The sequence below is a fragment of the Streptomyces sp. CBMA123 genome (assembly GCF_014596465.1).
Classification (GTDB): Bacteria; Actinomycetota; Actinomycetes; order Streptomycetales; family Streptomycetaceae; genus Kitasatospora.
Genome location: NZ_MECK01000019.1, coordinates 1 through 26,401, shown reverse-complemented (window position 1 = coordinate 26,401; position 26,401 = coordinate 1). Strand labels below are relative to the sequence as shown.

At 71.6% G+C, this 26,401-nt stretch carries 19 protein-coding genes; 4 read left to right on the top strand and 15 right to left on the bottom strand.

The features are described from left to right. Nucleotides 1-466 precede the first annotated feature (466 nt). From BG452_RS04295 to eccD, 9 genes are all read right to left on the bottom strand, one after another. Complete coding sequence (locus tag BG452_RS04295) at nt 467-2,152, bottom strand: ribonuclease J (protein ID WP_188302797.1); 1,686 nt, start codon at nt 2,150-2,152, stop codon at nt 467-469. 169 nt (nt 2,153-2,321) lie between these two features. Continuing rightward, a complete protein-coding gene (gene dapA / locus BG452_RS04290; protein WP_188302796.1) occupies nt 2,322-3,221 on the bottom strand; it encodes a 4-hydroxy-tetrahydrodipicolinate synthase in 900 nt (299 codons plus the stop codon). 214 nt (nt 3,222-3,435) lie between these two features. Beyond that, complete coding sequence (gene thyX / locus BG452_RS04285) at nt 3,436-4,167, bottom strand: FAD-dependent thymidylate synthase (RefSeq protein ID WP_188302795.1); 732 nt, start codon at nt 4,165-4,167, stop codon at nt 3,436-3,438. Then, nucleotides 4,164-4,622, bottom strand: a complete 459-nt coding sequence (locus tag BG452_RS04280) for a tetratricopeptide repeat protein (protein ID WP_188302794.1) — start codon at nt 4,620-4,622, stop codon at nt 4,164-4,166. The genes thyX and BG452_RS04280 overlap by 4 nt, the downstream gene beginning before the upstream one ends. Before the next feature lie 25 nt (nt 4,623-4,647). Then, nucleotides 4,648-5,394, bottom strand: a complete 747-nt coding sequence (gene dapB, locus BG452_RS04275; RefSeq protein ID WP_188302793.1) for a 4-hydroxy-tetrahydrodipicolinate reductase — start codon at nt 5,392-5,394, stop codon at nt 4,648-4,650. Between the two features lie 29 nt (nt 5,395-5,423). Continuing rightward, nucleotides 5,424-6,776: a pitrilysin family protein gene (locus BG452_RS04270; protein ID WP_317620898.1), complete on the bottom strand. Its 1,353-nt coding sequence runs from the start codon at nt 6,774-6,776 to the stop codon at nt 5,424-5,426. Nucleotides 6,777-6,895: 119 nt separating this feature from the next. Further along, nucleotides 6,896-9,103, bottom strand: a complete 2,208-nt coding sequence (locus BG452_RS04265; protein WP_188302792.1) for a polyribonucleotide nucleotidyltransferase — start codon at nt 9,101-9,103, stop codon at nt 6,896-6,898. A 456-nt stretch (nt 9,104-9,559) separates the two neighbouring features. Then, nucleotides 9,560-9,850: a 30S ribosomal protein S15 gene (rpsO, locus tag BG452_RS04260; RefSeq protein WP_188302791.1), complete on the bottom strand. Its 291-nt coding sequence runs from the start codon at nt 9,848-9,850 to the stop codon at nt 9,560-9,562. Between the two features lie 198 nt (nt 9,851-10,048). After that, nucleotides 10,049-11,509 (bottom strand): type VII secretion integral membrane protein EccD, encoded by a 1,461-nt coding sequence (gene eccD / locus BG452_RS04255; protein WP_188302790.1) that lies wholly within the window; start codon nt 11,507-11,509, stop codon nt 10,049-10,051. A 379-nt stretch (nt 11,510-11,888) separates the two neighbouring features. Here eccD and eccCa point away from each other — a divergent pair, with 379 nt between their 5' ends. Continuing rightward, complete coding sequence (gene eccCa / locus BG452_RS04250) at nt 11,889-15,833, top strand: type VII secretion protein EccCa (RefSeq protein ID WP_188302789.1); 3,945 nt, start codon at nt 11,889-11,891, stop codon at nt 15,831-15,833. Nucleotides 15,834-16,314: 481 nt separating this feature from the next. Beyond that, the gene (locus BG452_RS04245) at nt 16,315-17,715 is read left to right on the top strand and encodes an APC family permease (protein WP_188302788.1); all 1,401 of its coding nucleotides are present in this window, start codon (nt 16,315-16,317) and stop codon (nt 17,713-17,715) included. Between the two features lie 83 nt (nt 17,716-17,798). Here BG452_RS04245 and BG452_RS04240 read toward each other — a convergent pair whose 3' ends face one another. The 6 genes from BG452_RS04240 to BG452_RS04215 form a co-directional block, all read right to left on the bottom strand. Next, on the bottom strand, nt 17,799-19,055 hold the full coding sequence (locus BG452_RS04240; protein ID WP_188302787.1) for a hypothetical protein: 1,257 nt from the start codon (nt 19,053-19,055) through the stop codon (nt 17,799-17,801). An 88-nt stretch (nt 19,056-19,143) separates the two neighbouring features. Further along, complete coding sequence (locus tag BG452_RS04235; protein ID WP_188302786.1) at nt 19,144-19,686, bottom strand: SigE family RNA polymerase sigma factor; 543 nt, start codon at nt 19,684-19,686, stop codon at nt 19,144-19,146. Nucleotides 19,687-19,763: 77 nt separating this feature from the next. Continuing rightward, on the bottom strand, nt 19,764-21,017 hold the full coding sequence (gene mycP, locus BG452_RS04230; RefSeq protein WP_317620897.1) for a type VII secretion-associated serine protease mycosin: 1,254 nt from the start codon (nt 21,015-21,017) through the stop codon (nt 19,764-19,766). 107 nt (nt 21,018-21,124) lie between these two features. After that, a complete protein-coding gene (locus tag BG452_RS04225; RefSeq protein ID WP_188302784.1) occupies nt 21,125-21,421 on the bottom strand; it encodes a WXG100 family type VII secretion target in 297 nt (98 codons plus the stop codon). 99 nt (nt 21,422-21,520) lie between these two features. Then, nucleotides 21,521-21,823 carry a WXG100 family type VII secretion target gene (locus BG452_RS04220; RefSeq protein ID WP_188302783.1) on the bottom strand — a complete coding sequence of 101 codons (303 nt, stop codon included), beginning with the start codon at nt 21,821-21,823 and terminating at the stop codon, nt 21,521-21,523. A gap of 183 nt (nt 21,824-22,006) precedes the next feature. Then, on the bottom strand, nt 22,007-23,740 hold the full coding sequence (locus BG452_RS04215) for a type VII secretion protein EccB (protein WP_188302782.1): 1,734 nt from the start codon (nt 23,738-23,740) through the stop codon (nt 22,007-22,009). 200 nt (nt 23,741-23,940) lie between these two features. On the opposite strand from BG452_RS04215, the gene eccE reads away from it, so the two are divergent. Both eccE and BG452_RS04205 read left to right on the top strand, forming a co-directional pair. Then, nucleotides 23,941-25,344, top strand: coding sequence for a type VII secretion protein EccE (gene eccE / locus BG452_RS04210; RefSeq protein WP_188302781.1), 1,404 nt, complete (start codon nt 23,941-23,943; stop codon nt 25,342-25,344). After that, nucleotides 25,344-26,111: a hypothetical protein gene (locus BG452_RS04205; RefSeq protein ID WP_188302780.1), complete on the top strand. Its 768-nt coding sequence runs from the start codon at nt 25,344-25,346 to the stop codon at nt 26,109-26,111. The genes eccE and BG452_RS04205 overlap by 1 nt, the downstream gene beginning before the upstream one ends. Nucleotides 26,112-26,401 lie beyond the last annotated feature (290 nt).

Below are 26,401 nucleotides of genomic sequence, written 5' to 3'. Positions count from 1 at the left end.
TCCTCGCTAGTGTTTTTTCAAAAGGAATCTCCAACCCCGATCAGACGATCAAGGCCGGGGATGTCAACATATCTGGCGTTGACTTTTGGCACGCTGTTGAGTTCTCAAGGAACGGACACTTCCTTCGAGCCGCCTTCCAGCGGGCCCTCCGGGCGCTTCGTTCTTTCGTGTTTCCAGCTTATCAGATGTTTTCCGCTCCGTTTTCCGGAGTTTCATTCATCCGATTTGGCTTTCGCCTTTCGGCGCTCCCGAACTCTACCAGAGTTTCTCGGTCCGTTTTCCCGGCTGTTCTCGAATTCGCATTCGAGGACTTCCTTGGGGCTCGTCCCGTGGGGCAACCCGGAGAACACTACGCACCGGGTTGCCCCACGTCAAACCAGCCACAGCAGGGCCGGACGAGACTCAGAGGCAAGGCTCAGAGACAGGACTCAGAGACGGGACTCAGAGACAGAACTCAGAGCCGAACTCAGACCTCGACGACGACCGGCAGGATCATCGGCCGGCGGCGGTAGTTGTCCGCGACCCACTTGCCGATGGTCCGGCGGACGAGCTGCTGCACCTGACGGGGCTCCAGCACGCCGTCGCTCGCCGAGCGGTCCAGGCCCTCCTGGAGCTTGGCGACGACCGGCCCGAAGGCGTTGTCGTCGATGCCGGAGCCACGCGCCTGGATGGTCGGGCCGCCGACGATCTTGCCGTTGGCCGAGTCGACCGCGACGAAGACCGAGATGAAGCCCTCCTCGCCGAGGATCTTGCGGTCCTTGAGCGAGGCCTCGGTGATGTCGCCGACCGAGGCACCGTCCACGTAGACGTAACCGGCCTGGACCTTGCCGACGATCCGGGCGACGCCCTTCTCCAGGTCGACGCAGACACCGTCCTCGGCGATGACCACGCGGTTGCGCGGCACGCCGGTGGCGATGCCGAGTTCGGCGGCAGCCCGCAGGTGGCGCCACTCGCCGTGGACCGGCATCAGGTTGCGCGGCTTGCAGATGTTGAAGAAGTACAGCAGTTCGCCGGCCGAGGCGTGGCCGGAGACGTGCACCTTGGCGTTGCCCTTGTGCACGACCTTGGCGCCCCAGCGGGTCAGGCCGTTGATGACGCGGTAGACGGCGTTCTCGTTGCCCGGGATGAGCGAGGACGCCAGGACGACGGTGTCGCCCTCGACGATGCGGATCTGGTGGTCGCGGTTGGCCATCCGGGACAGCGCCGCCATCGGCTCGCCCTGGGAGCCGGTGCAGATCAGCACGACGTCCTTGTCCGGCAGGTCGTCGAGCTGCTTGACGTCGACGACCATGTTGCCGGGGACCTTCAGGTAGCCCAGGTCGCGGGCGATGCCCATGTTGCGGACCATCGAGCGGCCGACGAAGGCGACCTTGCGCTTGTACTCGTGCGCGGCGTCCAGCACCTGCTGGATGCGGTGCACGTGGCTGGCGAAGGAGGCGACGATGATGCGCTTGTCGGCGTTCGCGAAGACGTTTCGCAGCGCGGCCGAGATGTCCCGCTCGTGCGGGATGAAGCCGGGGACCTCGGCGTTGGTGGAGTCCACCAGCAGCAGGTCCATGCCCTCCTCGGCCAGCTTGGCGAAGGTCGGCAGGTCGGTGAGGCGGCCGTCCAGCGGCAGCTGGTCCATCTTGAAGTCACCGGTGGCCACGACCATGCCGGCGGGGGTGCGGACGGCCACGGCGAGGGCGTCCGGGATGGAGTGGTTGACCGCGATGAACTCGCAGTCGAAGGGGCCGATGCGCTCGCGCTCGCCCTCCTTCACCTCCAGCACGTACGGCCGGATGCGGTGCTCGGCGAGCTTCGCCTCGATCAGGGCGAGGGTCAGCTTCGAACCGATCAGCGGGATGTCCGGGTTCTCCCGCAGGAGGAAGGGGACGGCGCCGATGTGGTCCTCGTGCCCGTGGGTGAGGACGATGCCGTCGACCTTGTCGAGGCGGTCCCGGATGTAGGTGAAGTCCGGGAGGATCAGGTCGACGCCGGGCTGCTCGTCCTCGGGGAAGAGGACGCCGCAGTCGATGATCAGGATGCGGCCGCCGTACTCGAGGACCGTCATGTTGCGGCCGATCTCACCGAGGCCGCCGAGCGGAGTGATGCGGAGGGCGCCCTCCTTCAGGGCCGGAGGGGTGCCGAGTTCGGGATGCGGGTGGCTCAAAAGACTCTCCTCACGACGCACGCCACATGCCTGGGGTCCTCCCCCAGAGACATATGGCGTGTGTACTCAGTGTCGTTTTCCTACTGGGTCTGTGCACTCGCGCCTTCGGTCCGGTCCAGCGGCGGACCCGGTCGGGTCCGGCGAGCCGGGGCACGCACGTCTGTGTCTGCTACAGGTGTACCCCGCCGGCGGCGAGATCCTGCTTCAATCGGTCGATCTCCTCGGCCGTCGCTCCGACCAGCGGCAGTCGCAGCGGCCCGGCGGGCAGGCCCCGGAGGTCCAGCGCGGCCTTGGTGAGGATCACGCCCTGGGTGCGGAACATACCGGTGAACACCGGCAGCAGGCCCTGGTGGATGGCGGTGGCCTTGGCCACATCGCCGGCCAGGTAGGCCTCGATCATCGACTTCAGCTCACCGGCCACCACGTGCCCGACGACGCTGACCACGCCGACGGCTCCGACGGACAGCAGCGGCAGGTTGAGGATGTCGTCGCCGGAGTACCAGGCGAGGTCGGAGCGGGCGATCGCCCAGGCCGCGGCGCCGAGGTCGCCCTTGGCGTCCTTGTTGGCGACGATCCGCGGGTGCTCGCCGAGCCGGACGAGGGTCTCGTGGCTCAGCGCGACCCCGCTGCGGCCCGGGATGTCGTACGCCATGACCGGCAGCCCGGTGGCGTCGGCGACCTGCGTGAAGTGCCGGTACAGGCCCTCCTGCGGGGGCTTGTTGTAGTACGGCGTGACGACCAGCAGGCCGTGCGCCCCGGCGGCGTCCGCCTGGCGGGCCAGCTCGACGCTGTGGTGGGTGTCGTTGGTGCCGACCCCGGCCACCACGTGGGCACGGTCCCCGACCGCCTCCACCACGGCGCGGACGAGCTGGGCCTTCTCGGCGTCGCTGGTGGTCGGGGACTCACCGGTGGTGCCGTTGACGACGAGGCCGTCGTTCCCGGAGTCGACGAGGTACGTGGCGAGGCGCTGGGCGCCGTCGATGTCGAGTGCGCCGTCGGCGGTGAACGGGGTGACCATCGCGGTCAGTACCCGGCCGAACGGCGTCTGGGGGGTGGAGGTCGGAGCCATGCGTCCAAAGCTACTCGTAGGCGGTGGGGCGGTACCCATGCCGGTCCATGGTTCGGACAGGTGGAGCAGGTCAGGGCGGGGAGATGGGATTCCGGTGCTGCCCGCTCGGGGGTTCGGGCAGCACCGGAATCCGTGGTCTCGAATGTAGGGAGCGGCTAGAAAAGCCGCAATCCAGACATGCCAGACACTCTGCCCATATGCCTGTCGTCCCAGGTCAGGGGGCGACCCGGCCGTGCTTCTCGAAGGCCGCATGGGTGAGCGGCATGAGCTGCGCCCACTGCTCCTCCATCTGCTCCGCGACCATCTCGATCTCGCGCTGCGGGAACGACGGCACCGCCGAGTTCTCCCGCCGGGTGCGCAGCGAGAGGAAGTGCATCAGCGAACGCGCGTTGCAGGTCGCGTACATCGAGGAGAACAGGCCGACCGGCAGCACCGCGCGGGCCACCTCGCGGGCCACGCCGGCCGCCAGCATCTCCTGGTAGCGGGCGTAGGACTCGAGGTACGCGGCCTCCATCGCCCCGGTGGTGGTCTTGTGCTGCTCCGGGGTGCCCTGGTGGAACTCGTACTTGCCCGGGCGGCCCTGCTGGACCAGCTTGCGGTCCTCGGCCGGGACGTAGAAGACCGGCTCCAGCTCGCGGTAGCGGCCGGACTCCTCGTTGTAGGACCAGCCGCTGCGGTGCCGGTGGAACTCGCGGAACACGAAGATCGGCGCGCTGATGAAGAAGGTCATCGAGTTGTGCTCGAAGGGCGTGCCGTGCCGGTCGCGCATCAGGAAGTTGATCAGGCCCTTGGACTTCTCCGGGTCCTGCTGGAGCGCGTCCAGGGACTGCTCCCCCGCGGTCGACACCCGGGCCGCCCAGATGACGTCCGAGTCCGCGGCGGCGCTGCGGACCAGCTCCACCGTCACATCGCTGCGGAAGCTGGGGGCCGTCGGTTCGTCGCTCACGCGTTACTCCTTGCGGGTTCGGTGCTGTGCAGCCTGATGGCGTGCTGCATGGTCTTGCGGGCGCGCGGGGTGTCGCCGGCGTCGGCGTAGGCCACGGCGAGGCGGAACCACACCCGCCAGTCGCCCGGCTCGGCCTCCGCCTCGGCCTGGCGGCGGGTGAACACCGCGTCGGCCGAGGCCCGGTCGATCCGCCCGCCGCCGGTGCGCTTCAGCTCGTCCACCGGCAGGCCGCCCTCGGCCTCCAGTTCGCGGGCGAGCTGCTCGCTGGCCCGGCCGAAGCGGACGGTCTGGCGCAGGAACCAGAGGCCGATCACCGGGATCACGAAGGCGCAGAGGCCGATGCCGATGCCGAGCGGCTTTCCGGTGGCGACCAGCTGGACGCCCTCCCCCACGCAGAGGAGGGCGACCAGCAGCAGCACGCCGGACAGGACGAAGAAACCGGTACGGGAGGTCATGTCACGCTCCTGGAGGTCACCACGGTCACAGGTCCAGGAAGTGTTCGAGGCCGAAGGTCAGCCCCGGGGTCTCGACGACCTTGCGCACGCCCAGCAGGATGCCCGGCATGAAGCTGCTGTGGTGCAGCGAGTCGTGCCGGATGGTGAGCGTCTCGCCGGTGTCGCCGAACATCACCTGCTGGTGGGCCAGCAGGCCGCGCAGCCGTACGGCGTGCACCGGCACCCCGTCCACGTCGGCGCCGCGCGCGCCGGGCAGGCTGTGGGTGGTCGGGTCCTGCTGCTTCGGGCGGCCGGCCTCGGCGCGGGCCGCGGCGATCAGCTGGGCGGTGCGGGTGGCGGTGCCGCTGGGCGCGTCGGCCTTGCGGTCGTGGTGCAGTTCGACCACCTCGACCGACTCGAAGTACCGGGCGGCGATCTGGGAGAACTTCATGCCGAGGATCGCGCCGATGGAGAAGTTGGGCGCGATCAGCAGGCCGAGGTCGGGGGCCCCGGACAGCCAGCCCTCGACGGTGGCCAGCCGCTCGTCCGTCCAGCCGGTGGTGCCGGTGACGACGTGGATGCCGTGGTGCAGGCAGTAGTCCAGGTTGCCCATCACCGAGTCCGGGTGGGTCAGTTCGACGGCGACCTGGGCGCCCGCCTCGGTGAGCTCCTCCAGCTTCGAGCCGCGGCCGAGGGTGGCCACCAGCTCCAGGTCCGGCGCGGCCTCGACGGCCTTGACCGCCTCCGAGCCGATCCGTCCGTTGGCACCGATCACGGCGACACGCAGCGTCATAGCGACGTTCCTCTCCGGGAAGACAATCCTCAGGCCAGCAGATCGGCGAGCTTGGCGGCCCGCTTGTCGTTGACCGGGCCGATCAGTGCCAGCGACGGCCGGTACGCGCCCAGCACATCACGGGCCACCGCGTGGACGTCCTCCAGGGTCACCGCGGCGATCCGCTCCAGCATCTCGTCCACCGACAGGTGGTGCCCGTAGCTGAGTTCGGCCTTGCCGATCCGGTTCATCAGCGAGCCGGTGTCCTCCATGCCGAGCACGGTGGAGCCGGAGATCTGGCCGATCGCCCGCTGCAGCTCCTCCTCGGTGATGCCCTCGGCGACCACCTTGGCCAGCTCCTCGCGGCAGATCCGCAGCACCTCCTCGACCCGCTTGGGCTGGCAGCCGGCGTAGATGCCGAACAGGCCGGTGTCCGCGTAGGAGGAGGAGTACGAGTAGACCGAGTAGGCCAGGCCGCGCTTCTCCCGGACCTCCTGGAACAGCCGGGAGCTCATCCCGCCGCCCAGGGCCGCGTTGAGCACGCCCATCGCCCAGCGGCGCTCGTCGTGCCGGGGTACCCCGGGCACGCCCAGCACCAGGTGGGCCTGCTCGGTGGAGCGGTTGAGCACCTCGACCCTGCCGGCCGTGCGCAGCGCCTTGACGCCGCGGCGGGCCTCGGCGGGCGCCGCGGTGGAGCGGGCCAGCACCGGGGCGAAGGCCTCCTGCACCTGCTTGACGACCTTGCGGTGGTCCAGGTTGCCGGCCGCGGCGACGACCAGGTTCTCCGGGCGGTAGCGGCGGTGGTAGAAGCCCGCGATCTGGTCCCGGGTGAGCGCCTTGATGGTCTCCTGGGTGCCGAGGATCGGGCGGCCGAGCGGGCCGCTGCCGAAGATCACCTTGGCGAACAGGTCGTGGACGACGTCACCCGGGTCGTCCTCGGCCATCGCCATCTCCTCGAGGATGACGCCGCGCTCGGCGTCGACGTCCTCGGGGCGGATCAGCGAGCCGGTCAGCATGTCGCAGACCACGTCGATGGCCAGCGGCAGGTCGGTGTCCAGGACCCGGGCGTAGTAGCAGGTGTTCTCCTTCGCGGTGAAGGCGTTCATCTCGCCACCGACCGCGTCCAGGGCCGCCGAGATGTCCAGCGCGCTGCGCCGCTCGGTGCCCTTGAAGAGCAGGTGCTCCAGGTAGTGGGTGGCGCCGTTGAGCTGCGGGGTCTCGTCCCGCGAGCCGACGCCGACCCAGATGCCGAAGGTCGCGGAGCGCACCGTCGGCAGGGTCTCGGTGACGACCCGCAGGCCGCCGGGCAGGACGGAGCGGCGCACCGTGCCGGCGCCGTCGACGCCCTTGAGCAGGGTCCGGGTGCTGCCGGGACGCTGCTTTACCGCCGGGGCCTGGGCCACGGTGGGTACCTCCAGAGGAATCGCACGTGGAATGGCACGTACGGACGAACGCGTGGACAACAGGGTGCGGCCCGCACGCCGGGGAGGCGTACGGGCCGCAAGGGTCAGCTAGCGGCGCTTCACTCGGAAGCGGCCTCGTCGCCGTCCTCGCCCTCGACGACCGGGATGAGGGAGAGCTTGCCGCGCGGGTCGATCTCGGCGATCTCGACCTGCACCTTGGCGCCGACGCCGAGGACGTCCTCGACGTTCTCCACGCGCTTGCCGCCGGCCAGCTTGCGGATCTGCGAGATGTGCAGCAGGCCGTCCTTGCCCGGCATGAGCGAGACGAACGCGCCGAACGTCGTGGTCTTGACCACGGTGCCCAGGTAGCGCTCGCCGACCTCCGGCATGGTCGGGTTGGCGATCTGGTTGATCGTGGTGCGGGCGGCCTCGGCGGCCGGCCCGTCGGAGGCACCGATGTAGATGGTGCCGTCGTCCTCGATCGTGATCTCGGCGCCGGTGTCCTCCTGGATCTGGTTGATCATCTTGCCCTTGGGGCCGATGACCTCGCCGATCTTGTCCACCGGGATCTTGATGGTGATGATGCGCGGCGCGTTCGGGGACATCTCGTCGGGCGAGTCGATGGCCTCGTTCATCACGTCGAGGATGTGCAGGCGCGCGTCGCGGGCCTGCTTCAGCGCGGCGGCCAGCACGGAGGCCGGGATGCCGTTCAGCTTGGTGTCGAGCTGCAGCGCGGTGATGAAGTTGCGGGTACCGGCGACCTTGAAGTCCATGTCGCCGTACGCGTCCTCGGCGCCCAGGATGTCGGTCAGCGCGACGTAGTGGGTCTCACCGTCGATCTCCTGCGAGATCAGGCCCATGGCGATGCCGGCGACGGCGGCCTTGAGCGGCACACCGGCGTTCAGCAGCGACATGGTCGAGGCGCAGACCGAGCCCATCGAGGTGGAGCCGTTGGAGCCGAGCGCCTCGGAGACCTGGCGGATGGCGTACGGGAACTCCTCGCGGGTCGGGAGGACCGGGAGGATGGCGCGCTCGGCCAGGGCGCCGTGGCCGATCTCGCGGCGCTTGGGGGCGCCCACGCGACCGGTCTCGCCGACCGAGTACGGCGGGAAGTTGTAGTTGTGCATGTAGCGGCGACGCGTCTCCGGGGAGAGCGTGTCGAGCTGCTGCTCCATGCGGAGCATGTTCAGCGTGGTGACACCCAGGATCTGGGTCTCGCCGCGCTCGAACAGCGCCGAGCCGTGGACGCGCGGGATGGCCTCGACCTCGGCGGCCAGGGTGCGGATGTCGGTGACACCGCGGCCGTCCATGCGGACCTTGTCCTTGATGACGCGCTCGCGGACGATCTTCTTGGTCAGCGCGTTGTAGGCGGCGCTGATCTCCTTCTCGCGACCCTCGAACTCGGGGAGCAGCTTCTCGGCCGCGAGGGCCTTGACGCGGTCCAGCTCGGTGTTGCGCTCCTGCTTGCCCGGGATGGTGAGGGCCTGGGCCAGCTCGTCCTTGACGGCGCTGGTCAGCGCGGCGAGGACGTCGTCCTGGTAGTCCAGGAAGACCGGGAACTCGGCGGTCGGCTTGGCGGCCTGGGCGGCCAGCTGCGCCTGCGCGGCGCACAGCACCTTGATGAAGGGCTTGGCGGCGTCGAGACCGGCGGCCACGACCTCCTCGGTCGGCGCGTCGGCGCCGCCCTCGACCAGCTTGATGGTCTTGTCGGTGGCCTCGGCCTCGACCATCATGATCGCGACATCGCCGTCCGGCAGGACGCGACCGGCGACGACCATGTCGAAGACGGCCGACTCCAGCTCGCTGTGGGTCGGGAAGGCGACCCACTGGCCGTTGATCAGCGCGACGCGGACGCCACCGATCGGGCCGGAGAACGGCAGGCCCGCCAGCTGGGTGGAGGCGGAGGCGGCGTTGATCGCGACCACGTCGTACAGGTGGTCGGGGTTGAGCGCCATCACGGTGCAGACGACCTGGACCTCGTTGCGCAGGCCCTTGACGAAGGACGGGCGCAGCGGGCGGTCGATCAGGCGGCAGGTGAGGATCGCGTCCTCGGAGGGCCGGCCCTCACGACGGAAGAACGAGCCGGGGATGCGGCCGGCGGCGTACATCCGCTCCTCGACGTCCACCGTCAGCGGGAAGAAGTCGAAGTGCTCCTTCGGCTGCTTGGACGCGCTGGTGGCCGACAGCACCATGGTGTCGTCGTCCAGGTAGGCCACGGCGGAGCCGGCGGCCTGACGGGCCAGACGGCCGGTCTCGAAGCGGATGGTACGGGTGCCGAAGGAACCGTTGTCGATCACGGCCTCGGCGTAGAACACGTTCTCTTCCACCTGGAAGATCTCCTCTTTCGTACGTCTCCGGGAAAGCGTCCCCGCGCAGTGCCTCGCGTTGGCTCCGGGGCCCTCTTGCCAGGGAGGGCGGCAGCCGGGCCGGTCTTCGATCGAAGCCTCCGGGGTGCCCCGCTCGGCTGCGGGGGTTCCGGGGGCCACTACCGAGGACCGGCGCCTCACGGCTGCCGGGCCGGGACGGGCGGTCCGCGTCTGGACGCTCTCTCGGATGCGGGCGGCTTCCGTTTGAAGCCTTCGTCCCGCGGGGGGGTTCGGGCTGTCTGCCCGGGTGGCGCGCTGGTGCGCCATCACCCGGCATGCCCACAACCCTACGGTGCAATCCTCGGCCACCTGGGGAGGTGCGCGCGAGTTGTTATGTCAGGGTGCCGCGGTCGAACCGCCGCGGCATACGCGCGAGGGGCGGCTCCCCGGTGTGGGGAGCCGCCCCGAGCGGCGTTCTCAGCGGGCGCCGCCGGCGGCACCGCGACGGATGCCCAGACGGTCGACGAGCGTACGGAAGCGCTCGATGTCCTTCTTGGCCAGGTACTGCAGGAGGCGGCGGCGCTGGCCGACCAGGATCAGCAGGCCACGACGCGAGTGGTGGTCGTGCTTGTGGAACTTGAGGTGCTCGGTCAGGTCCGAGATACGGCGCGAGAGCATGGCGACCTGGACCTCGGGGGAGCCGGTGTCGCCCTCCTTCTGGCCGAACTCGGCGAAGATCTGCTTCTTGACGTCAGAGGCGAGAGCCACTGCAACTCCTTCAAGGTCTACCGAGCGGTCCTGGTCGACTGCACAGGGCTCTGCGAGAACTCGGTGTCGTGAGCGCGGTCCGAGGTCTGCGACCCACGGGGTCGGACACACGGCTGCGCTCGGAGGCCAAGGGTACCAGTGTCGGCCACCCGGCCGGTCGGCGGGCGGGCGGCACCGGTGGCCACCGGCCGGCGGCGGTCAGCCGGTGGCGCCGCGGACCAGCCGGTAGACGTTCAGCACGGCGAGCGCCAGCGGGACCAGCGAGATCAGGGTGAGGCTGTCCACCAGGTCCAGGATGCGGCCCCAGAACGGGGAGACGCCGAGTCGGGGCACCACCAGCGCGATCGCGGTGAGCAGCGCGGCGCCGAAGGCGATGGAGGCGGCCAGCCAGATCGTGCGCAGGTCGAGTTCGGTGCCGGAGCCGGCCGCCCGCAGGATGAACTGCGGGGTGTGCAGGGACAGTCCGACGATCAGCAGGCACAGGCCGAGCAGCCCGGCGACGGTGAGGCTGAGGACCTGCGCCGTGTAGCGGAACAGCCGGGCGCGCAGCATGGTGGCGATGCCCAGGGCGAGCGCCAGCAGCTCCGGGAAGGTCCGGTCGGTGAAGGAGAGGACGGCGCAGGCACCGACCACGACCGCGGCGCAGCCGCCGACCAGGCCGACCAGCACCTCGTGGCCGCGGCGGGCCTGGTGGGCGATCCGCTCGTACTGGACGGCCTCGGCGCGCTCGGCCTCCTCGTCGTAGTCGCGGCTGCGGGTGCGGGTCTGGCCGGGGGCGCTGAAGCCGACCGGCAGCCGGGCGAAGCGGGCGGAGAGGCTGGGCAGGAAGCCGACCGCGGCGACCGCGGCGACACCGGTGACGGCGGCGATGTTCCCGGCCGGGGTGCCGGGCATCAGCACGGCGGTGAAGGTGGCGAGCGCGCCGGCGGTGGCGACGAAGGCGGCGGCGACGAACACCGCGTCCTTCTCCGGCAGGAGTCCGGCCAGCAGCACGGCGATCACCAGGGCGGTGACGCAGCCGGTCAGGAACTGCAGCCGGCCGGGGCCGTCCCACGGGTGGGCGACGGCGATGATGCCGCTGCCGGCGATCATGGCGTGCGGCAGGGCGCCGAGGCCGAGCGCGACCGCGGCGGGGGCGTCCTGGTAGACCCGGGCGCGCACCCCGGCGAGCGCGGTGAGCACCACGGCGGCGACGCCGGCCAGTACGCCGGGCAGGCTGTGCATGTCGTGGCGCAGGTCGGAGAACCAGAGCGCGAAGCCGAGCAGGGTGAGCAGCACCCCGGCGCCGATCAGGCCGAAGCCGCGCATCAGGTCGACGGTCCAGAACCGGCGGTCGGCCTCGACGGCGCTGGCGATGGCGTCGGCGACGTCGTCGTAGACGGCCGGCGGCAGCGACTCGGCGAAGGGGCGCAGCGCCAACAGGTCGCCGTCGCGGACCTGCTGGGCGGCCAGCGAGAGGCTGCTGTCGAGCACGGTGCCGTCGCGGCGGACCAGGTGGAAGCCGGTGGGGGTGCCGTCGGGCTGGCTCTGCTTGGCCAGGCGCAGCACCTCGGGGTAGACGTCGGCGAGGGCGACGTCCTCGGGCAGGGCGACGTCGATCCGGCGGTCCGGGGCGACGACGGTCACCCGGCAGTAGCCCGTGGCGGCGGTTGAAGTCACGGCCGCACCTCGATCCTTCGACGCACTGGGCGCTCCCCCTGTGTTGACGGTGCCGCCGCACGGCGGCGCGCGGTGTGGCTGTGGAACCGGCCCGGCCGGGCCGCGAGTTGGCGCGGCGTTACCCTACCCGCTCGGTTCGTGCCCGCCGTCGCTGCGGGGCGGGGGTCGGTGCCGCCGTGGGGCGGGGCCCGGTGCTGCCGCGGGCGGGGCCCGGCGGGCGGTGCGGGGGCCGACCGTTAGTATCGGGCGCCTGCGCACGGTGGTACGGGGGCTGCGCTGGGTGGGGCGTCCTCAGCCACGGGTGTCCGTACCGGCCCGGGCGCAGTCGCGTGAGGGCTGATGCCGAAGTGATCGATCGACGCCGCGGGGTGGATGGCACATGGGTGTGATCATGGTCAAGCGACCGGCCAGGGCCTACCCGCCGACCGTTCCGGACGAGCCGGTGGAGCTGGTCAGCCCGCCCGAGCTGCCCCGGCACGGCGGCGAGGACTGGCTGATGAGCGTCCTGCCGATGCTCGGCATGGGCGGCTCGGCGGTGTTCTTCTTCTCGCCCGGCGCGGCCGCCCCGATGAAGATCATGGGCGGTCTGATGATCGTCTCGACGGTCGGCATGGTGCTGGCCCAGATCGTGCGGGCCCGCAAGGGCGGCTCGACCGTGATGGCGGACGAGCGGCGCGACTACCTCAAGTACCTGCAGCAGACCCGCCGCCAGGTGCGCCGCACGGCGGAGAGCCAGCGCGGCGCGCTGCTGTTCCTGAACCCGGCGCCGGACCAGCTGTGGTCGATCGTCGAGGACGGCCGGCGGCTGTGGGAACGGCGCACGGCGGACGGCGACTTCGCGCAGATCCGGGTGGGCCTCGGGCCGGTGCAGCTGTCCACCCCGCTGGTGGCGCCGCAGACCGCGCCGATGGACGAGCTGGAGCCGCTGTCGGCGGCCGCGATGCACTCCTTCCTGAAGGCCCACGGCACCCTCCAGGACCTGCCGCTGGCGGTCTCGCTGCGGGCGTTCTACCACATCACGGTGTGCGGGGACCCCGACGCGGTGTACGGCAACGTGCGCGCGATGATCGCCCAACTGACCACCCTGCACTCGCCGGACGACCTGCTGATCGCGGTCGCCGCGGCGCCCGGCGCGGCCGAGGAGTGGGACTGGACCAAGTGGCTGCCGCACAACCAGCACCGCAAGGAGAGCGACGGCGCGGGCTCGCGCCGGCTGAGCGCCGCCGACCTGGGCGAGCTGGAGTACCTGCTGCAGGACGAGCTGTCCGGCCGCCAGCGCTTCGTCCGGGACGCGGCGCCCGCCGCGGACCAGCCGCACCTGGTGGTGATCATGGACGGCGCCGGGGTGCCGCACGACTCGGTGCTGGCGAGCCCCGAGGGCGTGCAGGGGGTGACCGTCATCGAGGTCGTCCCGGGCGAGGTGGACGAGCCGAGCGGACACCTGATGGTGACGGTCACCCCGCAGGAGCTGGTCCTGCGTTCGGCCTCCGGGGCGACCTACAGCGGCAAGCCGGACCTGCTCTCGCTGTGGCAGTCCGAGGCGCTGGCGCGGCAGTTGGCGCCGTACCGGGCCTCGGCCGGCGGTGACGACGAGCCGCTGCTGTCCAACCTGGACTTCACCGACATGATGAACTCGGGCGACCCGGGCTCCTTCGACGTGGCCCGCAGCTGGCGCCCGCGCGCCCAGCACGAGCGGATGCGGGTGCCGATCGGCGTCGGCGCGGGCGGCGAGCACGTCTACCTGGACATCAAGGAGGCCGCGCTGGAGGGCATGGGCCCGCACGGCCTGTGCGTGGGCGCGACCGGTTCCGGCAAGTCGGAGCTGCTGCGCACGCTGGTGCTCGCGCTGGCGATGACCCACTCCTCGGAGACGCTGAACTTCGTGCTCGCCGACTTCAAGGGCGGCGCGACCTTCCTGGGCATGGCGGACATGCCGCACACCTCCGCGGTGATCACCAACCTGGAGGGCGAACTCACCCTGGTCGACCGCATGCGCGACGCGATCGAGGGCGAGCTGCACCGCCGCCAGGAGCTGCTGCACCGCTCCGGCAACTACGCCAACATCCACGAGTACGAGCGGGCCCGGGCCGCGGGCGCGGCGCTGGACCCGCTGCCCTCGCTGGTGCTGATCATCGACGAGTTCTCCGAACTCCTCACCGCCAAGCCCGACTTCATCGAGATGTTCATCCAGATCGGCCGGATCGGCCGCTCCCTGGGCGTGCACCTGCTGCTGGCCTCGCAGCGCCTGGAGGAGGGCAAGCTGCGCGGCCTGGACACCTACCTCTCGTACCGGATCGGTCTGCGCACCTTCTCCGCCGCCGAGTCGCGGGCGGCGATCGGCGTGCCGGACGCGTACCACCTGCCGCCGGTGCCGGGCGTCGGCTACCTGAAGTTCGGCGAGGACGTGATGGACCGGTTCAAGGCCGCGTACGTCTCGGGGCCGTACCGGGCGCCGGGGCAGCAGCGGTCGACCGGCGGGCGGCGGGTGAACGCCCGGCCGGTGGCGTTCACCTCGTCCTTCGTGGACCTGCCGCCGGAGCCGGTGGAGGAGGAGACGCCGCAGGCCCCGGAGCAGGACGACGCGCTGGTGGACACCGTGCTGGACGTCTTCGTCCAGCGGATGACCGGCCAGGGCCCGGCCGCGCACCAGGTGTGGCTGCCGCCGCTGGACGAGGCGCCGAGCATGGACCACCTGCTGCCGCCGCTGCAGGTCGTCCCGGACCGCGGGCTGACCGCGCCGGGCTACCCGGGCGGCCGGCTGCGGGCCCCGATCGGCATCGTGGACAAGCCGCGCGAGCAGAAGACCGACATCCTGGAGGTCGACTTCTCCGGGGCGGCCGGCCACGGCCTGGTGGTGGGCGGCCCGCGCTCGGGCAAGTCCACCGTGCTGCGCACCGTGACGACCGCCTTCGGCCTCACCCACACGCCGCGCGAGGTGCAGTTCTACCTGCTGGACTTCGGCGCGGGCAGCTTCCAGTCGCTGACCGGGCTGCCGCACGTCGGCGGGGTGGCCGGGCGCCTGGACGTGGACAAGGTGCGCCGGATGGTATCCGAGGTGCACGCGGTGATGAACCGGCGCGAGGAGCTGTTCCGGACGGCCGGGATCGACACCATCACCACCTACCGGGCCCGCCGGGCGGCCGGGCAGCTGCCGGACGAGGCCTTCGGCGACGTGTTCCTGATGATCGACGGCTGGAACACCTTCAAGCAGGAGTTCGAGGGCCTGGAGCCGGTGATCGGCGACATCGCCCAGCGCGGCCTCGGCTACGGCGTCCACCTGGTGATCACCGCGGCCCGGTACGCGGAGGTGCGCCCCGCGCTGAAGGACCTGCTGCAGAACCGCATCGAGCTGAAGCTCGGTGACTCGATGGAGTCCGAGGTGGACCGCCGGGTGGCGCAGAACGTCCCGCCGCTGGCCGGGCGCGGCATCACCGCGGAGCGGCTGCACTTCCTGGGCGGCCTGCCCCGGCTGGACGGCTCCTCCTCGGTGGAGGACCTGCAGGACGGCGTCGCCGGACTGGTCGGCGCGGTCGACGCGGCCTGGACCGGCCAGCGCGCCCCGCAGGTGCGGATGCTGCCGGCCGTCCTGGACGGCCACTCGCTGCCGAAGGGCTTCGAGCACCCGGAGCGCGGCGTGTCCTTCGGCGTGGACGAGGCCGAGCTGGCGCCGGTGTTCGTCAACTTCGACACCGACCCGCTGTTCATCGTCTTCGGTGACACCGAGTCCGGGAAGTCGGCGGTGCTGCGGATGCTGATCAAGCAGATCACCGAGCGCTACACCCCGGACCAGGCGGGCATCGTGGTCGGCGACTACCGGCGCGCCCTGCTGGGCACCGTCCCGCCGGAGTACCTGGTGGAGTACGCGGCCGCGCAGCCGGCCATGACGGCCATCGTGGACATGCTGCGCGGGGCCTGCGCCCGGCGCCTGCCCGGCCCGGACGTGACCGCCGAGCAGCTGCGCAACCGCAGCTGGTACACCGGCAAGGACATGTTCGTGATCGTCGACGACTACGAGCTGGTCGCGACCGGCTCGGGCAACCCGCTGGCGCCGCTGGCCGAGTTCCTGCCGTTCGCCCGGGACATCGGCCTGCGGGTGATCGTGGCCCGCAGCGCGGGCGGCGCCGGGCGCTCGCTGTACGAGCCGGTGATGCAGCGGATGCGCGAGCTGGGCGGGCAGGGCATCATCCTGTCCGGCAACCGGGACGAGGGCGCGCTGCTGGGGACGGTCAAGCCGCAGGCGCTGCCGCCGGGCCGCGGGGTGTACGTGTCACGCCGCGCGACCAACGGGCAGATGGTCCAGACGGGCTGGCTGCCGGAGCAGTGACCGGGTGGAGCAGTCGGGCCGTTCGCTACGGACGGTGATCGAAGGGGTCGGACTCAGCGGAGTCCGGCCCCTTCGGCGTCCCAGGTGCTGAAACGTTACCTAGATCTTTCCGGGGTGGGGCTGCGATTCCCGCACCCACCTCGGGGGTTGCCCTGCTGCTCAGCAGCACCTGGACGTATCGCCGCCCCATCAAGGCGTCGCCTTTGAAAGGTGGCCTGCAATCCGCAGTTCACCTTGGATTCATGCTTGATGTGGCCAAAGTAACAAGTCGGACAAACAGCGCCATGACAGTAAGTGATCATCGGATCGCATGTCTATGCCGTTCACCGCAACGGATTCCGAAGCACTTCCGGCGTTGACGCAATCAATACGCCAAGGTTCCATTGCGGCCTTGGGAGCGACCGGACAGGACCCGAGCAACCAGCCAGCGGAGGCGATACCGCTCCCATCCCAGGACCGCACAGAGCCGATCGGAAGCCACATGACCGACACGCTTCGCCCGCCACAGAACGTCACCGCCACGGCGGACGGGGCAGCCGCGCCCCAACAGCTCAAGCGCTCGATCGGCGTCGTGGGCGGCACCCTGCTCACGCTGTCCTGCGTCACCCCCGCCTCGACGCTCTTCGTGATCGTGCCGGAACTGTTCTCCAGCATCGGCAGCGCCACCGCCCTGGCCATCGGCATCGGCTCCGTGCTCTGCATCGCCGTCGCGTTCTGCTACTCCGAGCTCGGCACCCTGATCCCCAGCGCCGGCGGCGAGTACGCGATGGTCGGCACCCTGGCCGGCCGGCTCGCGGGCTGGCTGGTGTTCATCCAGTCGCTGATCGTGGTGATGATCGTCCCCTCGGTCATCGCCCTCGGCACCGCCGACTACCTGGCGCCCGTCCTGCACGTCGACAAGCCGATCGCCGGCGCCGCCGTGATGCTCGCCGCCACCCTGGCCGGCCTGCTCGACCTGCGCGCCAACGCCTGGATCACCGGCATCTTCCTGGTCCTGGAGGTCATCGCGGCTGGCGTCGTCTCGGTGCTCGGCTTCGCCCACACCAACACCGCCCACCCCAGCCTGCTGCACGGCCTGGTCTCCACCCACAGCGGCGCCGCCCCCGTCGGCATCGGCGCCATCGTCGGCGCCCTCGGCATCGCGCTGTTCGCCACCCAGGGCTTCTCCACCGCGGTCTACCTCTCCGAGGAGCTGGAGAACCCCCGCCGCACCGTCTCCCGCACCGTGCTGTGGACCCTCGGCCTCTCCAGCGCCATCATCCTGGTCCCGGTCGCCGCCATCACCATGGGCGCCCCCGACCTGCAGACCCTGACCTCCGGCGACATCCCCGGCATGGTCACCGCCTGGAGCAACTCCGCCGTCGGCACCTTCATCAGCCTCTGCATCGCGCTGGCCATCATCAACGCCGGCATCGTCATGGTCATCCAGAACTCCCGAGTGCTGTTCGCCTCCGCCCGCGACAAGGCCTGGCCCGAGCCCGTCAACAAGGCCTTCGGCACCCTCGGCCGCTTCGGCTCCCCGTGGATCGCCACCCTCGCGGTCGGCCTGCCGGGCGCCGCGCTCTGCTTCGTCAAGGGCCAGCTGCTCAGCAACATCACCGGCGTCGCCGTCACCGCGATGTACCTGCTGGTCGCCATCGCCTCGCTGCTCTCCCGCCGCGGCCACCACAAGCACGCCGCCGCCTGGCGGATGCCGCTGTGGCCGGCCGTCCCAGCGCTGCTGATCGTCGTCCTGGTCTACGTCATGACCCAGCTCGACGCCGAACCCCTGCTGTGGACTGGCGGCATCACCGCCGCCGCCACCCTCTACTGGCTGTTCTACCTGCGCCCCCGGCAGGCCACTCGCTGGGTGATCAGCCTCCCCGAGGACCAGCGGGACTGACCCCCCGATCCCCCACCCCCACCCCCACACGGCGGTGCCCCGGGCTCTCCCCCAAGCCCGGGGCACCGCCACGTCCGTGACCGCTACTTCCTGAGCCACTCCGGGCTGGTGGCGATCGCCTTGAGCTGGTCCAGGCCGAGCAGCGGCTTGCCGGTCGGCGGCTCGCCGACCTGGACGAGCAGGCCGTCCCGCCGGACCTCGGCCATCGGCGCGCCCCCCGGACTGGACGTCCCCGGGCCGAAGAGCTTGAGCAGGCCGCCGTCGGGCAGCACCGTCGCACCCTCGGACGTCTTCTTCGTCTCGGCCTCCGACTGCGCCGCCAGCTTCTGCACCCGCACGACCAGCGATCCGGCGGTGCCCCCCTGGGCGAGCTGGACGTTCATGACGACCTCGTTGCCGTCGACCTTGCCGACGCTCACCCCGGCGGGCAGCAGACCGGCCAGGACGGCCTGGCGGTCCGGCAGGGACAGCCCGGTGCTCTGGGCCGCGTAGTCGACGCCGTCGTACTGGACCGCCGCGGCGATCGGGTCCCAGGACCCGTCGGTGACGATCCCCCTGAGCTGGTCCAGGGTGAGCGGCGGGTTGGGACGGCTGTCGGGCGAGCCCTTCTCCTGCGGCGAGTTCCACTCGCTGAGGGTGATCTCCCGGCCGTCGGGCCCGGTCAGCACCGCCAACCACTCCTTGGTGTCGGCGCGGTGGTCCGGGTACTCGTACCCCTCGCTGAGGTACAGCTTGGAGCCGTCCGCCAGGGTGGCGACCGAGCACGAGTCGATCCGGTTGAGCTTGGGGTCCGGGCAGGACGGCTCCTGGCCCTGGCCCTTGCGGTGCTTCTGGACCGCGACCGACAGGAGCGACTTGCCCTGACCGTCGTCGAACACCAGCTGGGCGCCCGCGAAGGTGCCCTTCATCGCGGGGTCGTCGGTGCCGCGGCCGGCGGCCTCGGTGATCTGCCCCTTGGGCAGCAGCGCCTTGAAGGCCGCCAGCACCGCATCGCCGGTGACGACCTTCGGGGCCGCGGTGGGCGTGGGTGTGCCCGCCGAGGCCGGGGTCACCGCGACTCCGGTGGAGGCGGTGGAGGCGGTGGAGGCGGCAGCGGCCACCGTGCCCGCGCCGGAGTGCGAGGTGGCACCGGTCAGGTAGACCGCGCCGGTGCCCACCAGGGCCAGCGCGGCCGCGCCGCCCACCACCGCGGCGGCCGAACGGCGGCGCCAGCGGCTGCGGCCGCGCTGGTAGCCGCCCGCCACCAGCCCGGCCTGGTCGGCCTGGTCGGAGCGGAAGCCCTCACCGGTGCGGGTGAGGGCGAACAGCAGATCGTCTTCGAACTTGTCCGGCTCGGACATGGCGGATCACCGTCTCCTTGCGTCGTGGAAGTGCCAGTAGTGGTCAGCGGTGGTGCGCAGGTCGCTCGGCGGCCGGTGCGCGGGTCGTTCAGCGGGCCGCGAGTTCGGCCAGCGAATCGCCGAGCAGGGCGCGCAGCCGCGCCAGCGCCCGGGTGGTCCTGGTCCGGACCGCGCCGGAGGACACCCGCAGCACCTCGGCGGTCTCCTCGACGCTGCGGTCCTCCCAGTAGCGCAGCACCAGCACCGCCCGGTCCTTGGCCGGCATCCGCCCGAGCGCGTCGAGCAGGGTCAGCCGCAGACTGCTGTCCGCGTCGTGCCCCTCCGGCTCCGGCAGCGCCTCGGTCGGACGCTCGCCGCTGGAGCGGCGGCGCTGCTGGGCGATGAAGGTGCGCACCATCACGGTGTGGGTGTAGGCCGCCGGGTTGTCGATCCGGTTCCGGCCGCCGGTGAAGGCGCTGCGCCGCCAGAGCACGTACATCCGGCTGAGGGCCTCCTGTACGAGGTCCTCGGCGTAGTGGGTGTCGCCGCTGGTGAGCAGACAGGCCGAGCGGTAGAGGTGGCCGGTGCGACTGGAGACGAGTTCCAGGAACTCCGCGTCCTTGGCCTCGCGGCCACCACCGATCCACCCCATCGCCCGTCGCTCCCCCGCGTCCGTGTGCCTCCGACACCTGATGGATGCGGTGAACGGGCCGCGGTGTTACAGGCGGTTCACGGGTTCTTCCCGCGGCGCCGGTCGCGGAGCACCACGCCGCCGCCGATCAGCAGGGCCACCAGCAGGGCGCCGACGCCGACCACGTAGGTGGCGGTGCGGCCGTCGCGGTCGGCCTGGGTCTCGCCGAGGCCGACCGGCGCCGGCACGATCGGGGCGGCGGCCAGCTGCACCGGAGCGTCCGGGGCGGCGGCGGACGGCGGATTGTCGGGCGCCTTGGTGACGGCCTTGACCGGGTCCACCACACCCCAGCCGATGAACTCGTTCGAGCCGCGCTCGGTGCGCTGGGCGGACTGCTCGATCCACGCCCGCACCTGGGCCGGCGTCCAGCCGGGGTGCGCGCCGACCAGCAGCGCGGCGAGCCCGGAGACGTACGGGGCGGCGAAGCTGGTGCCGTTGTCGACGCACTGGCCGCCGCCGGGCACGGTGGAGAGCATGTCGACGCCCGGCGCGGCGACCTTCACGAAGGAGCCGTACTGGGAGAACGGGGCGCGCTCGTTGTTGCGGTCGGAGGCGCCGACGGAGAGCACGGTCGGGAAGGCGCCCGGGTAGGTGTCGCCCTCCTTGCCGTCGTTGCCGCTGGAGGCGACCACCACGATGCCGGCGCTCTCGGCGGACTCGATCGCGGCCTTCAGCTCCTGGTAGCCGCCGAAGTGGGCGTCGCCCGCGCCGCGCACGTCCTGGGAGATGTTGATGACCCTAATCGGGGCCTTCTTCGGGTCCGTGTTGTTCTTGACGACCTCGGCGATGGCCGCGGTGAGGCTGGAGACGTCACCGTTGCCCTCGCTGTCGTTCTGCCGGATCGCGTAGATCCTGGCGTCGGGGGCCAGCCCGACGAAGCCCGTCCGGTCGCTGCGGCCCGCGGCGATGATGCCGGCCACCTTGGTGCCGTGACCGACCGTGTCGTCCTTGGAGGTGCCGTCGACCGGCTTGTTGTTCTGCTTGTCGAACAGCAGGCTGGAGCCCGCGTCGACCTTGCCGGCCAGCTGGGGGTTGCGGTCGTCCACCCCGGTGTCGATGACGGCGACCGTCACCCCGCCGCCGGTGGTCTTCCCGCCCTGCCAGAGTTCGTCCAGCAGTATCCGCTGCAGCGACCACGGCACGGTCGGCACGTCGGGCGCGGGCTTGGGGCAGTCACCGGCGGCGGCCAGTGCGGGCCCGCCGTCCGCGAACGCCGGGGCGGTGCAGGGGCCGCCCAGCACCACGAGCGCGGCCAGCGCCGCGGCCGTCCTACGGAACCCGCGTCCGGACACCCTGCCACCCCTCATGTTCGCCACCCCGTGCCGCGCCGCGCGCCGAAGGGCGGGTACCCGGAACCCGGGTACCCGCCCCCTGTCGTTCCCGTCCGGGAACGTCCGGATCAGTGGCCGCCCCAGAGACCGGCGTTCTTCTTCTCGGTCGCCTGGTAGTTCTGCGCGGCGCTCTCCAGCGCGCTGGAGATCTTGCCGCAGGTGTCCTTCAGGTCCTGGGCGGCGTTGTCCCACTTGGTCTGCTGGGTCTTGTAGCCCTGCTGGGCCTGGCCCTGCCAGCCGTGGGAGATCTTGGTGACCTCCTTCTGCAGCTCGCCCAGCATGTGGTCGATCTTGTTGGCCGAGTTCTGGACGTCCTGGGACGCCTGGTGGAGGGTCTGGAAGTTGACGAGAATGTGGTCGGTCACAATGTCTCCCTGGACGAGGATGCGGAGCACCCGGCGCTCAGTCGCGGGCACCCCGTCGAGCGGACGGTCGGAACGGAGTGGAGATCAGTCCTTCGACGATCAGCCCTGCGGGCCGAACAGGGACTTCTGCTCCTCTTCCGCGCTCGCGTAGTGCTTGGTGGTCAGCTCGATGGCGTGCTTGATCGCGGTCAGCGATTCCTTCAGCGCCTTGACGTCATCGTTGACCTTCGTCTGCAGGGCCTTGTAGGCGTCCGCCGCCTGGCCCTTCCAGCCGCTGGTGATGTTGTCGACCGTCGTCTGGAGCGTGTTGCGCTCCGCCTCGATCTGGCCGATCGCCGTCTCGATCTTCCCGGCGAAGTCCATCATCTCCTGCGCGGTCACCGTGAACTGGCCGTCACTCATGATCCACCGTCCCCCATGAGAAAAAACATTGTGTGTACGGAGAGCCCCCGGGGCCCTGCCGCCGCATCACCCGTGTGATGTCCAGCAGCACTGTAGTCGGCACACGCAACTCACCCAACATCGAGTGTCGAGTAGTTACCAGACCATGACACTGGGGCCAATTCCGTTGCCGGGCTTGGCTGATCAGGCGTTCTGCGGCTGCGCGGCGCTCTTCGCGGTCAGCGGCGGACCGGCCGGCACCAGGTTCGACCACTCCTTGGGGACGGGCAGCGGCTGGACGTTCTGGTAGCCCAATCGGGCCTGGTTGCCGCCCGGTTGGTCGTCCGGATTCGGAGCCGACTGGTCCCCGGAGCCGGGGTTCGGGGTGCTCGACGGCGGGGTCGTCGCCTTCGCGGAGCCGCTGGAGCCGGGCGACGGGGTGGGACCGTGGCCGCCGTCGCCGTTGGCCGGGACGGAGTAGCGCAGGCCGGTCTCGGTGATCAGGAAGTCGGTGCCGGAGCCACCGGCCGCACCGGCACCGGCCGCGGTACCGGCAACGGCACCGGCAACGGCACCGGCGCCGGCGCCGGCGGCCGCGTTGTCCACCGCCCGGTAGAACAGGCCGTGACCGGGCGTCACGTACGCCGCGCCCGCGCCGTTGTTGTACGCCGCCGGGTAGGACGTCCCGGCCCAGACGCTGCGCCGGGGCGTGCGGCCGTCCTCGGCCATGCCGTCGAAGGTGCTGCAGACGACCAGCCGGGCGTCCTGGCGCTCCTGCCAGTTGTTCACCGGCGCACCGGACTTCAGCGGCCAGTCGTCCGGGGTCTTCGGCAGCCGGACGTCGGTGTTGTTCTTGAACTGGTCGTCCGGCGTCATCTCGTCGTTGCGCGGGCGCCTGTCCTGGTCGTACTTGTAGAGCACCTGGTAGGCCGGGTTCTGCCGGATCAGCTCCGCCTGGAACGGGGTGATCAGGAAGAGGCCGTCCTTGCCGACCACGTAGTTGCGGTCCTGGTAGTGCACCAGCCGGCCGATCCGGCGGTCCGCCGCGTTGCCCAGGTTCACGCTGGAGTTGGGGTTCGGGCTGTCGGCCATCCCCTGGACGTCGGGGAAGGTGATCGGGCTGGCGGTCACCAGGGTGTCCAGCCACTCCCGCTTCACCCGCTGCGGCACCGCGTTGGGCCCGAAGACCGCGGTGATCAGCGCCTTGCGCTCCTTGTCGTCCGACTGCGCCGAGCCGATCTCGTGCTTGCGGCCCTGGGCGTCGACCAGGTACACCTTCGCGGCGCCCGCGGCCGGCTGGCCCGGCCCCGAGGTCGAGACCTGCTGGTCGTCCGCCTGCTGCACCAGCATCAGCTGGTCCGGGCCGAGCATCCGGTCCTTGGCGGACAGCGCGGCCGCGTCCGCGCCGGCCGCCACGAACACCGCCTGGTTGACGGTCTCCTGCTTCTCGTCCGACCCCGGACGGTCGCAGACCGCCCACTTCATCGGCTGGCTGGCGCTGCCCGGCAACTTGTCCGGGGCGTACGGGATCCCGATGGTCGGGCCGTGGTTGGGGTAGCGGTCCAGCACCCCGTCGTCCACCACCACGACCTTGGCGCCGGCCGGCAGCACCAGCCGCGCCGAGGACATGTTGAGCACCTGGTGCAGCCGCTTGGTCTTGCCGTCCGGATCGGTCAGCACCACGTAGCGGGTGGTCGACTGCTTGCCCTGGACGATGTTCTTCCCGCTGTCCCACTGCACCGGCGCGGCGGGCTTGAACACCCCCCAGAGCCCGAACCCGGCCACCACCAGCGTCCCCACCAGCACGCTCGGCAGCACCGCCTTCACCGGGCGCGGCGCGTCCTCGTCACTGCCGCCGCCGGAGGGCAGCAGGAACGCCCCCACCGTGCGCTTCCGGGCGAAGGTGTACGCGTTCAGCTCGTCCCGACGCGATGCCATCCTCGTCGTCCCCCTCTGTCAGACCTGTGCCGGCCGTGGTCGGCCTCCGTCGGCCCGACCTGCCCCGTGGTCCGCACCCGCCGGGCGGGATCCGGCCCGAACCCTCTACGATGCGGCAGCAGACGGTGAGTACGGTACGGGTACGGTCCGCGAACCAGCCAGCCGGGCCGCGCCAAAGGATCAGAGAGGGCCACCGGGGGATGCCAAGCCAGACCGCTCCAGAACGCCGCGGCACCGCGGGCGCAGGGAGGTCGCGCCGGTCCGGACGGGCCCGCCGCGGCGGCCCGCCCGCCGAGGCCGCGGCCGTCCGACCGGCGGCGGCCGGCACCGGCGGCCCCGTCCAGGTGCGCGTCAACCCCCGACCCGGGCTGCTCGGCGGCCGGTTGAAGCTCCAGCAGGTCGTCCTGGTCGAGGTCGCCGCCGCCCTGGTGGCGGTGGGCTGGACGATCAGCCGCCCGGTCGCGGCCGGCTTCGGCGCGGTCTCGCTGGTCCTGCTGGTGCTGGCGGTCGTCCCGCTGCGCGGCCGCACCATCCCGGAGCTGCTGCGGGTCCGCTCCGCCCTCAAGTCCCGCCGCAGGCAGGCGAAGTCGCTGCTGCCGCCGCCCGGCACCGACCCGGCCCTGGCGCCCGCGCTGGAGCTCGAACCGGCGCTGCGCACCTGCACCCACGCCACCGAGGCCGACTTCGGCGGCCGCCCGGTGCGCCGCGAGACCGGCATGGTCGGCGACGGCACCTTCCTCACCTCGGTGCTGCTCGTCCAGGCCAAGGACCAGCCGCTGCGCCCGGTGCGCACCGCGCTGCCGCTGCCGCTGGACGTGATCTGCTCCGCGCTCACCGTGGACGACATCGCCCTGGAGTCGGTGCAGCTGGTCCAGCACACCCAGCCCGCCCCGGCCCAGCACCTGCCGGAGCAGTCGCTGGCCGCCCGCGCCTACCGCGAACTGCCGGACGGCACCTCCACCCCCGGACTGCGGCTGACCTGGGTCGCCCTCAAGCTCGACCCGGAGCGCTCGGCCACCGCCGTCCGGGCCCGCGGCGGCGGCGAGGACGGCGCCCGCAAGGCGCTCCAGCGGGTCACCGACCAGCTGGCCGGACGCCTCAACAGCGCCGGGTTCAACGCGACCGTGCTGGACGAGCGCGAACTGATCGCCGCCCTGGCCATCGCCACCTGCGCCAACCCGATCGCGGTCGCCGGGCGCCAGGGCACCGGCAGCGGCGGCGGCACCGCCCGCCGCACCCAGGAGGGCAACCGCTTCTGGCGGATCGACGACCGCTGGCACAGCACCTACGCGATCTCCCGCTGGCCGCAGCTGACCCGCCCCGGCGGCGGCACCGGCCGGATCGGCGCACCGGACCTGGTCAACCTGATCACCGGCTCCCCCGCGCTGGCCAGCACCTTCAGCCTCACCGCCGGACACGGCACCGGCGGCTCGGTGACCGTCAGCGGCCACCTGCGGGTGACCGGCCGCAGTGAGGGCGAGGTCGGCGACGTCGGCCGCCAGCTGGAGGCGCGGGCGCAGAGCGCCGGGCTCGGCCTCGTCCGGCTCGACCTCGAACAGGCCCCCGGCATGCTCGCCACCCTGCCGCTGGGAGGAACGTCCTGATGGCGTACCAGACCTACCCCGCCCCCGGCCCGACGCCCGGCCCCGAACAGCGCCGGCCGCGGCCGCGGATCCTGCCGGGCTTCGGCCTGCGCGGTCCGCGCCGGGAGAAGCACGTGCTGGAGGCCGCCGACCTCGCGGCGCTGGCCTTCCCGGTCGGCGACGACGGCGTGGTGATCGGCGTCGACCCGCAGGGACTGCCCGCGGTGCTCGGCCTGTTCCGCCCCAGCGCGTACGACCTGGTGCTGGTCGGCGGCGTGTGGACGGCGCAGATCATCGCGCTGCGGGCGGCCGCGATCGGCGCCCGGGTCGCGGTGGAGACCGCCCGCGCCCAGCTCTGGGGCCCGATGGCTCAGGCCGCCGGCGGCGGCCAGCCCTGCGTGACGGTCCACCAGGTCGGACGGCTCGGCCCGCAGGGCGCCTCGGTGGCCTCGCCGGTGCTCGTGGTGCGCGACCTCGGCGCCCGCCCGCCGCGCACCCGGCTCTCCGCCGCGCCCTGGCAGACCACCCTGACGCTGCTCCCGTACCTGGGCCCGAACGCCTCCCGGGTGCTCAACGCGGCCGACCTGGTCGGTGTGCAGCGGATCATGCCCCAGGAGGCGGAGCTGGTCGGCCGGGTGCTGTCGCTCCCGCCGGAGGACGTGGCCGCGCTGCCCGCCCTCGGCGACGACCTCACCCTGTGGGCCACCCGGATGCGGCGTCAGTACGTCCGCGCGGTGGCCGGGCAGGCCGAACAGCAGGTGCTCGGCGGGCCGCGCCGGATGGACTGAGGGGTGCTTCCGGGCCGGTCGATCCCGGTCCGGAACCGAAGCCGCCTTCAACAGGGGCAGCCGAACGGCCTAGTCTTTGTTGCGGAAACGGCACCGCTGAACAAGCGGCGGCGAACACGAGGGAGCCCTAGTGAGCAGCGATCGGGACGGCGTCTACGTCGGCGACAACGCGGCGGAGGACGACGACGACTGGTCCGACGCGCCCGATTACACTCCCCCGTCCTGGTACGTGCAGTCGGGCCCGGCGGCGGCTCCGGCCGCACCGGCGCCCGCGGCCGCGGCGCCTGCCG

What these genes read in the sequence shown, in the direction of transcription:
- dapA (WP_188302796.1), bottom strand. Translation starts at nt 3,221, where the DNA reads ATGGCTCCGACCTCCACCCCCCAGACGCCGTTCGGCCGGGTACTGACC.
- BG452_RS04280 (WP_188302794.1), bottom strand. Translation starts at nt 4,622, where the DNA reads ATGACCTCCCGTACCGGTTTCTTCGTCCTGTCCGGCGTGCTGCTGCTG.
- dapB (WP_188302793.1), bottom strand. Translation starts at nt 5,394, where the DNA reads ATGACGCTGCGTGTCGCCGTGATCGGTGCCAACGGACGGATCGGCTCG.
- eccCa (WP_188302789.1), top strand. Translation starts at nt 11,889, where the DNA reads ATGGGTGTGATCATGGTCAAGCGACCGGCCAGGGCCTACCCGCCGACC.
- BG452_RS04245 (WP_188302788.1), top strand. Translation starts at nt 16,315, where the DNA reads ATGACCGACACGCTTCGCCCGCCACAGAACGTCACCGCCACGGCGGAC.
- BG452_RS04240 (WP_188302787.1), bottom strand. Translation starts at nt 19,055, where the DNA reads ATGTCCGAGCCGGACAAGTTCGAAGACGATCTGCTGTTCGCCCTCACC.
- BG452_RS04235 (WP_188302786.1), bottom strand. Translation starts at nt 19,686, where the DNA reads ATGGGGTGGATCGGTGGTGGCCGCGAGGCCAAGGACGCGGAGTTCCTG.
- BG452_RS04220 (WP_188302783.1), bottom strand. Translation starts at nt 21,823, where the DNA reads ATGAGTGACGGCCAGTTCACGGTGACCGCGCAGGAGATGATGGACTTC.
- BG452_RS04215 (WP_188302782.1), bottom strand. Translation starts at nt 23,740, where the DNA reads ATGGCATCGCGTCGGGACGAGCTGAACGCGTACACCTTCGCCCGGAAG.
- eccE (WP_188302781.1), top strand. Translation starts at nt 23,941, where the DNA reads ATGCCAAGCCAGACCGCTCCAGAACGCCGCGGCACCGCGGGCGCAGGG.
- BG452_RS04205 (WP_188302780.1), top strand. Translation starts at nt 25,344, where the DNA reads ATGGCGTACCAGACCTACCCCGCCCCCGGCCCGACGCCCGGCCCCGAA.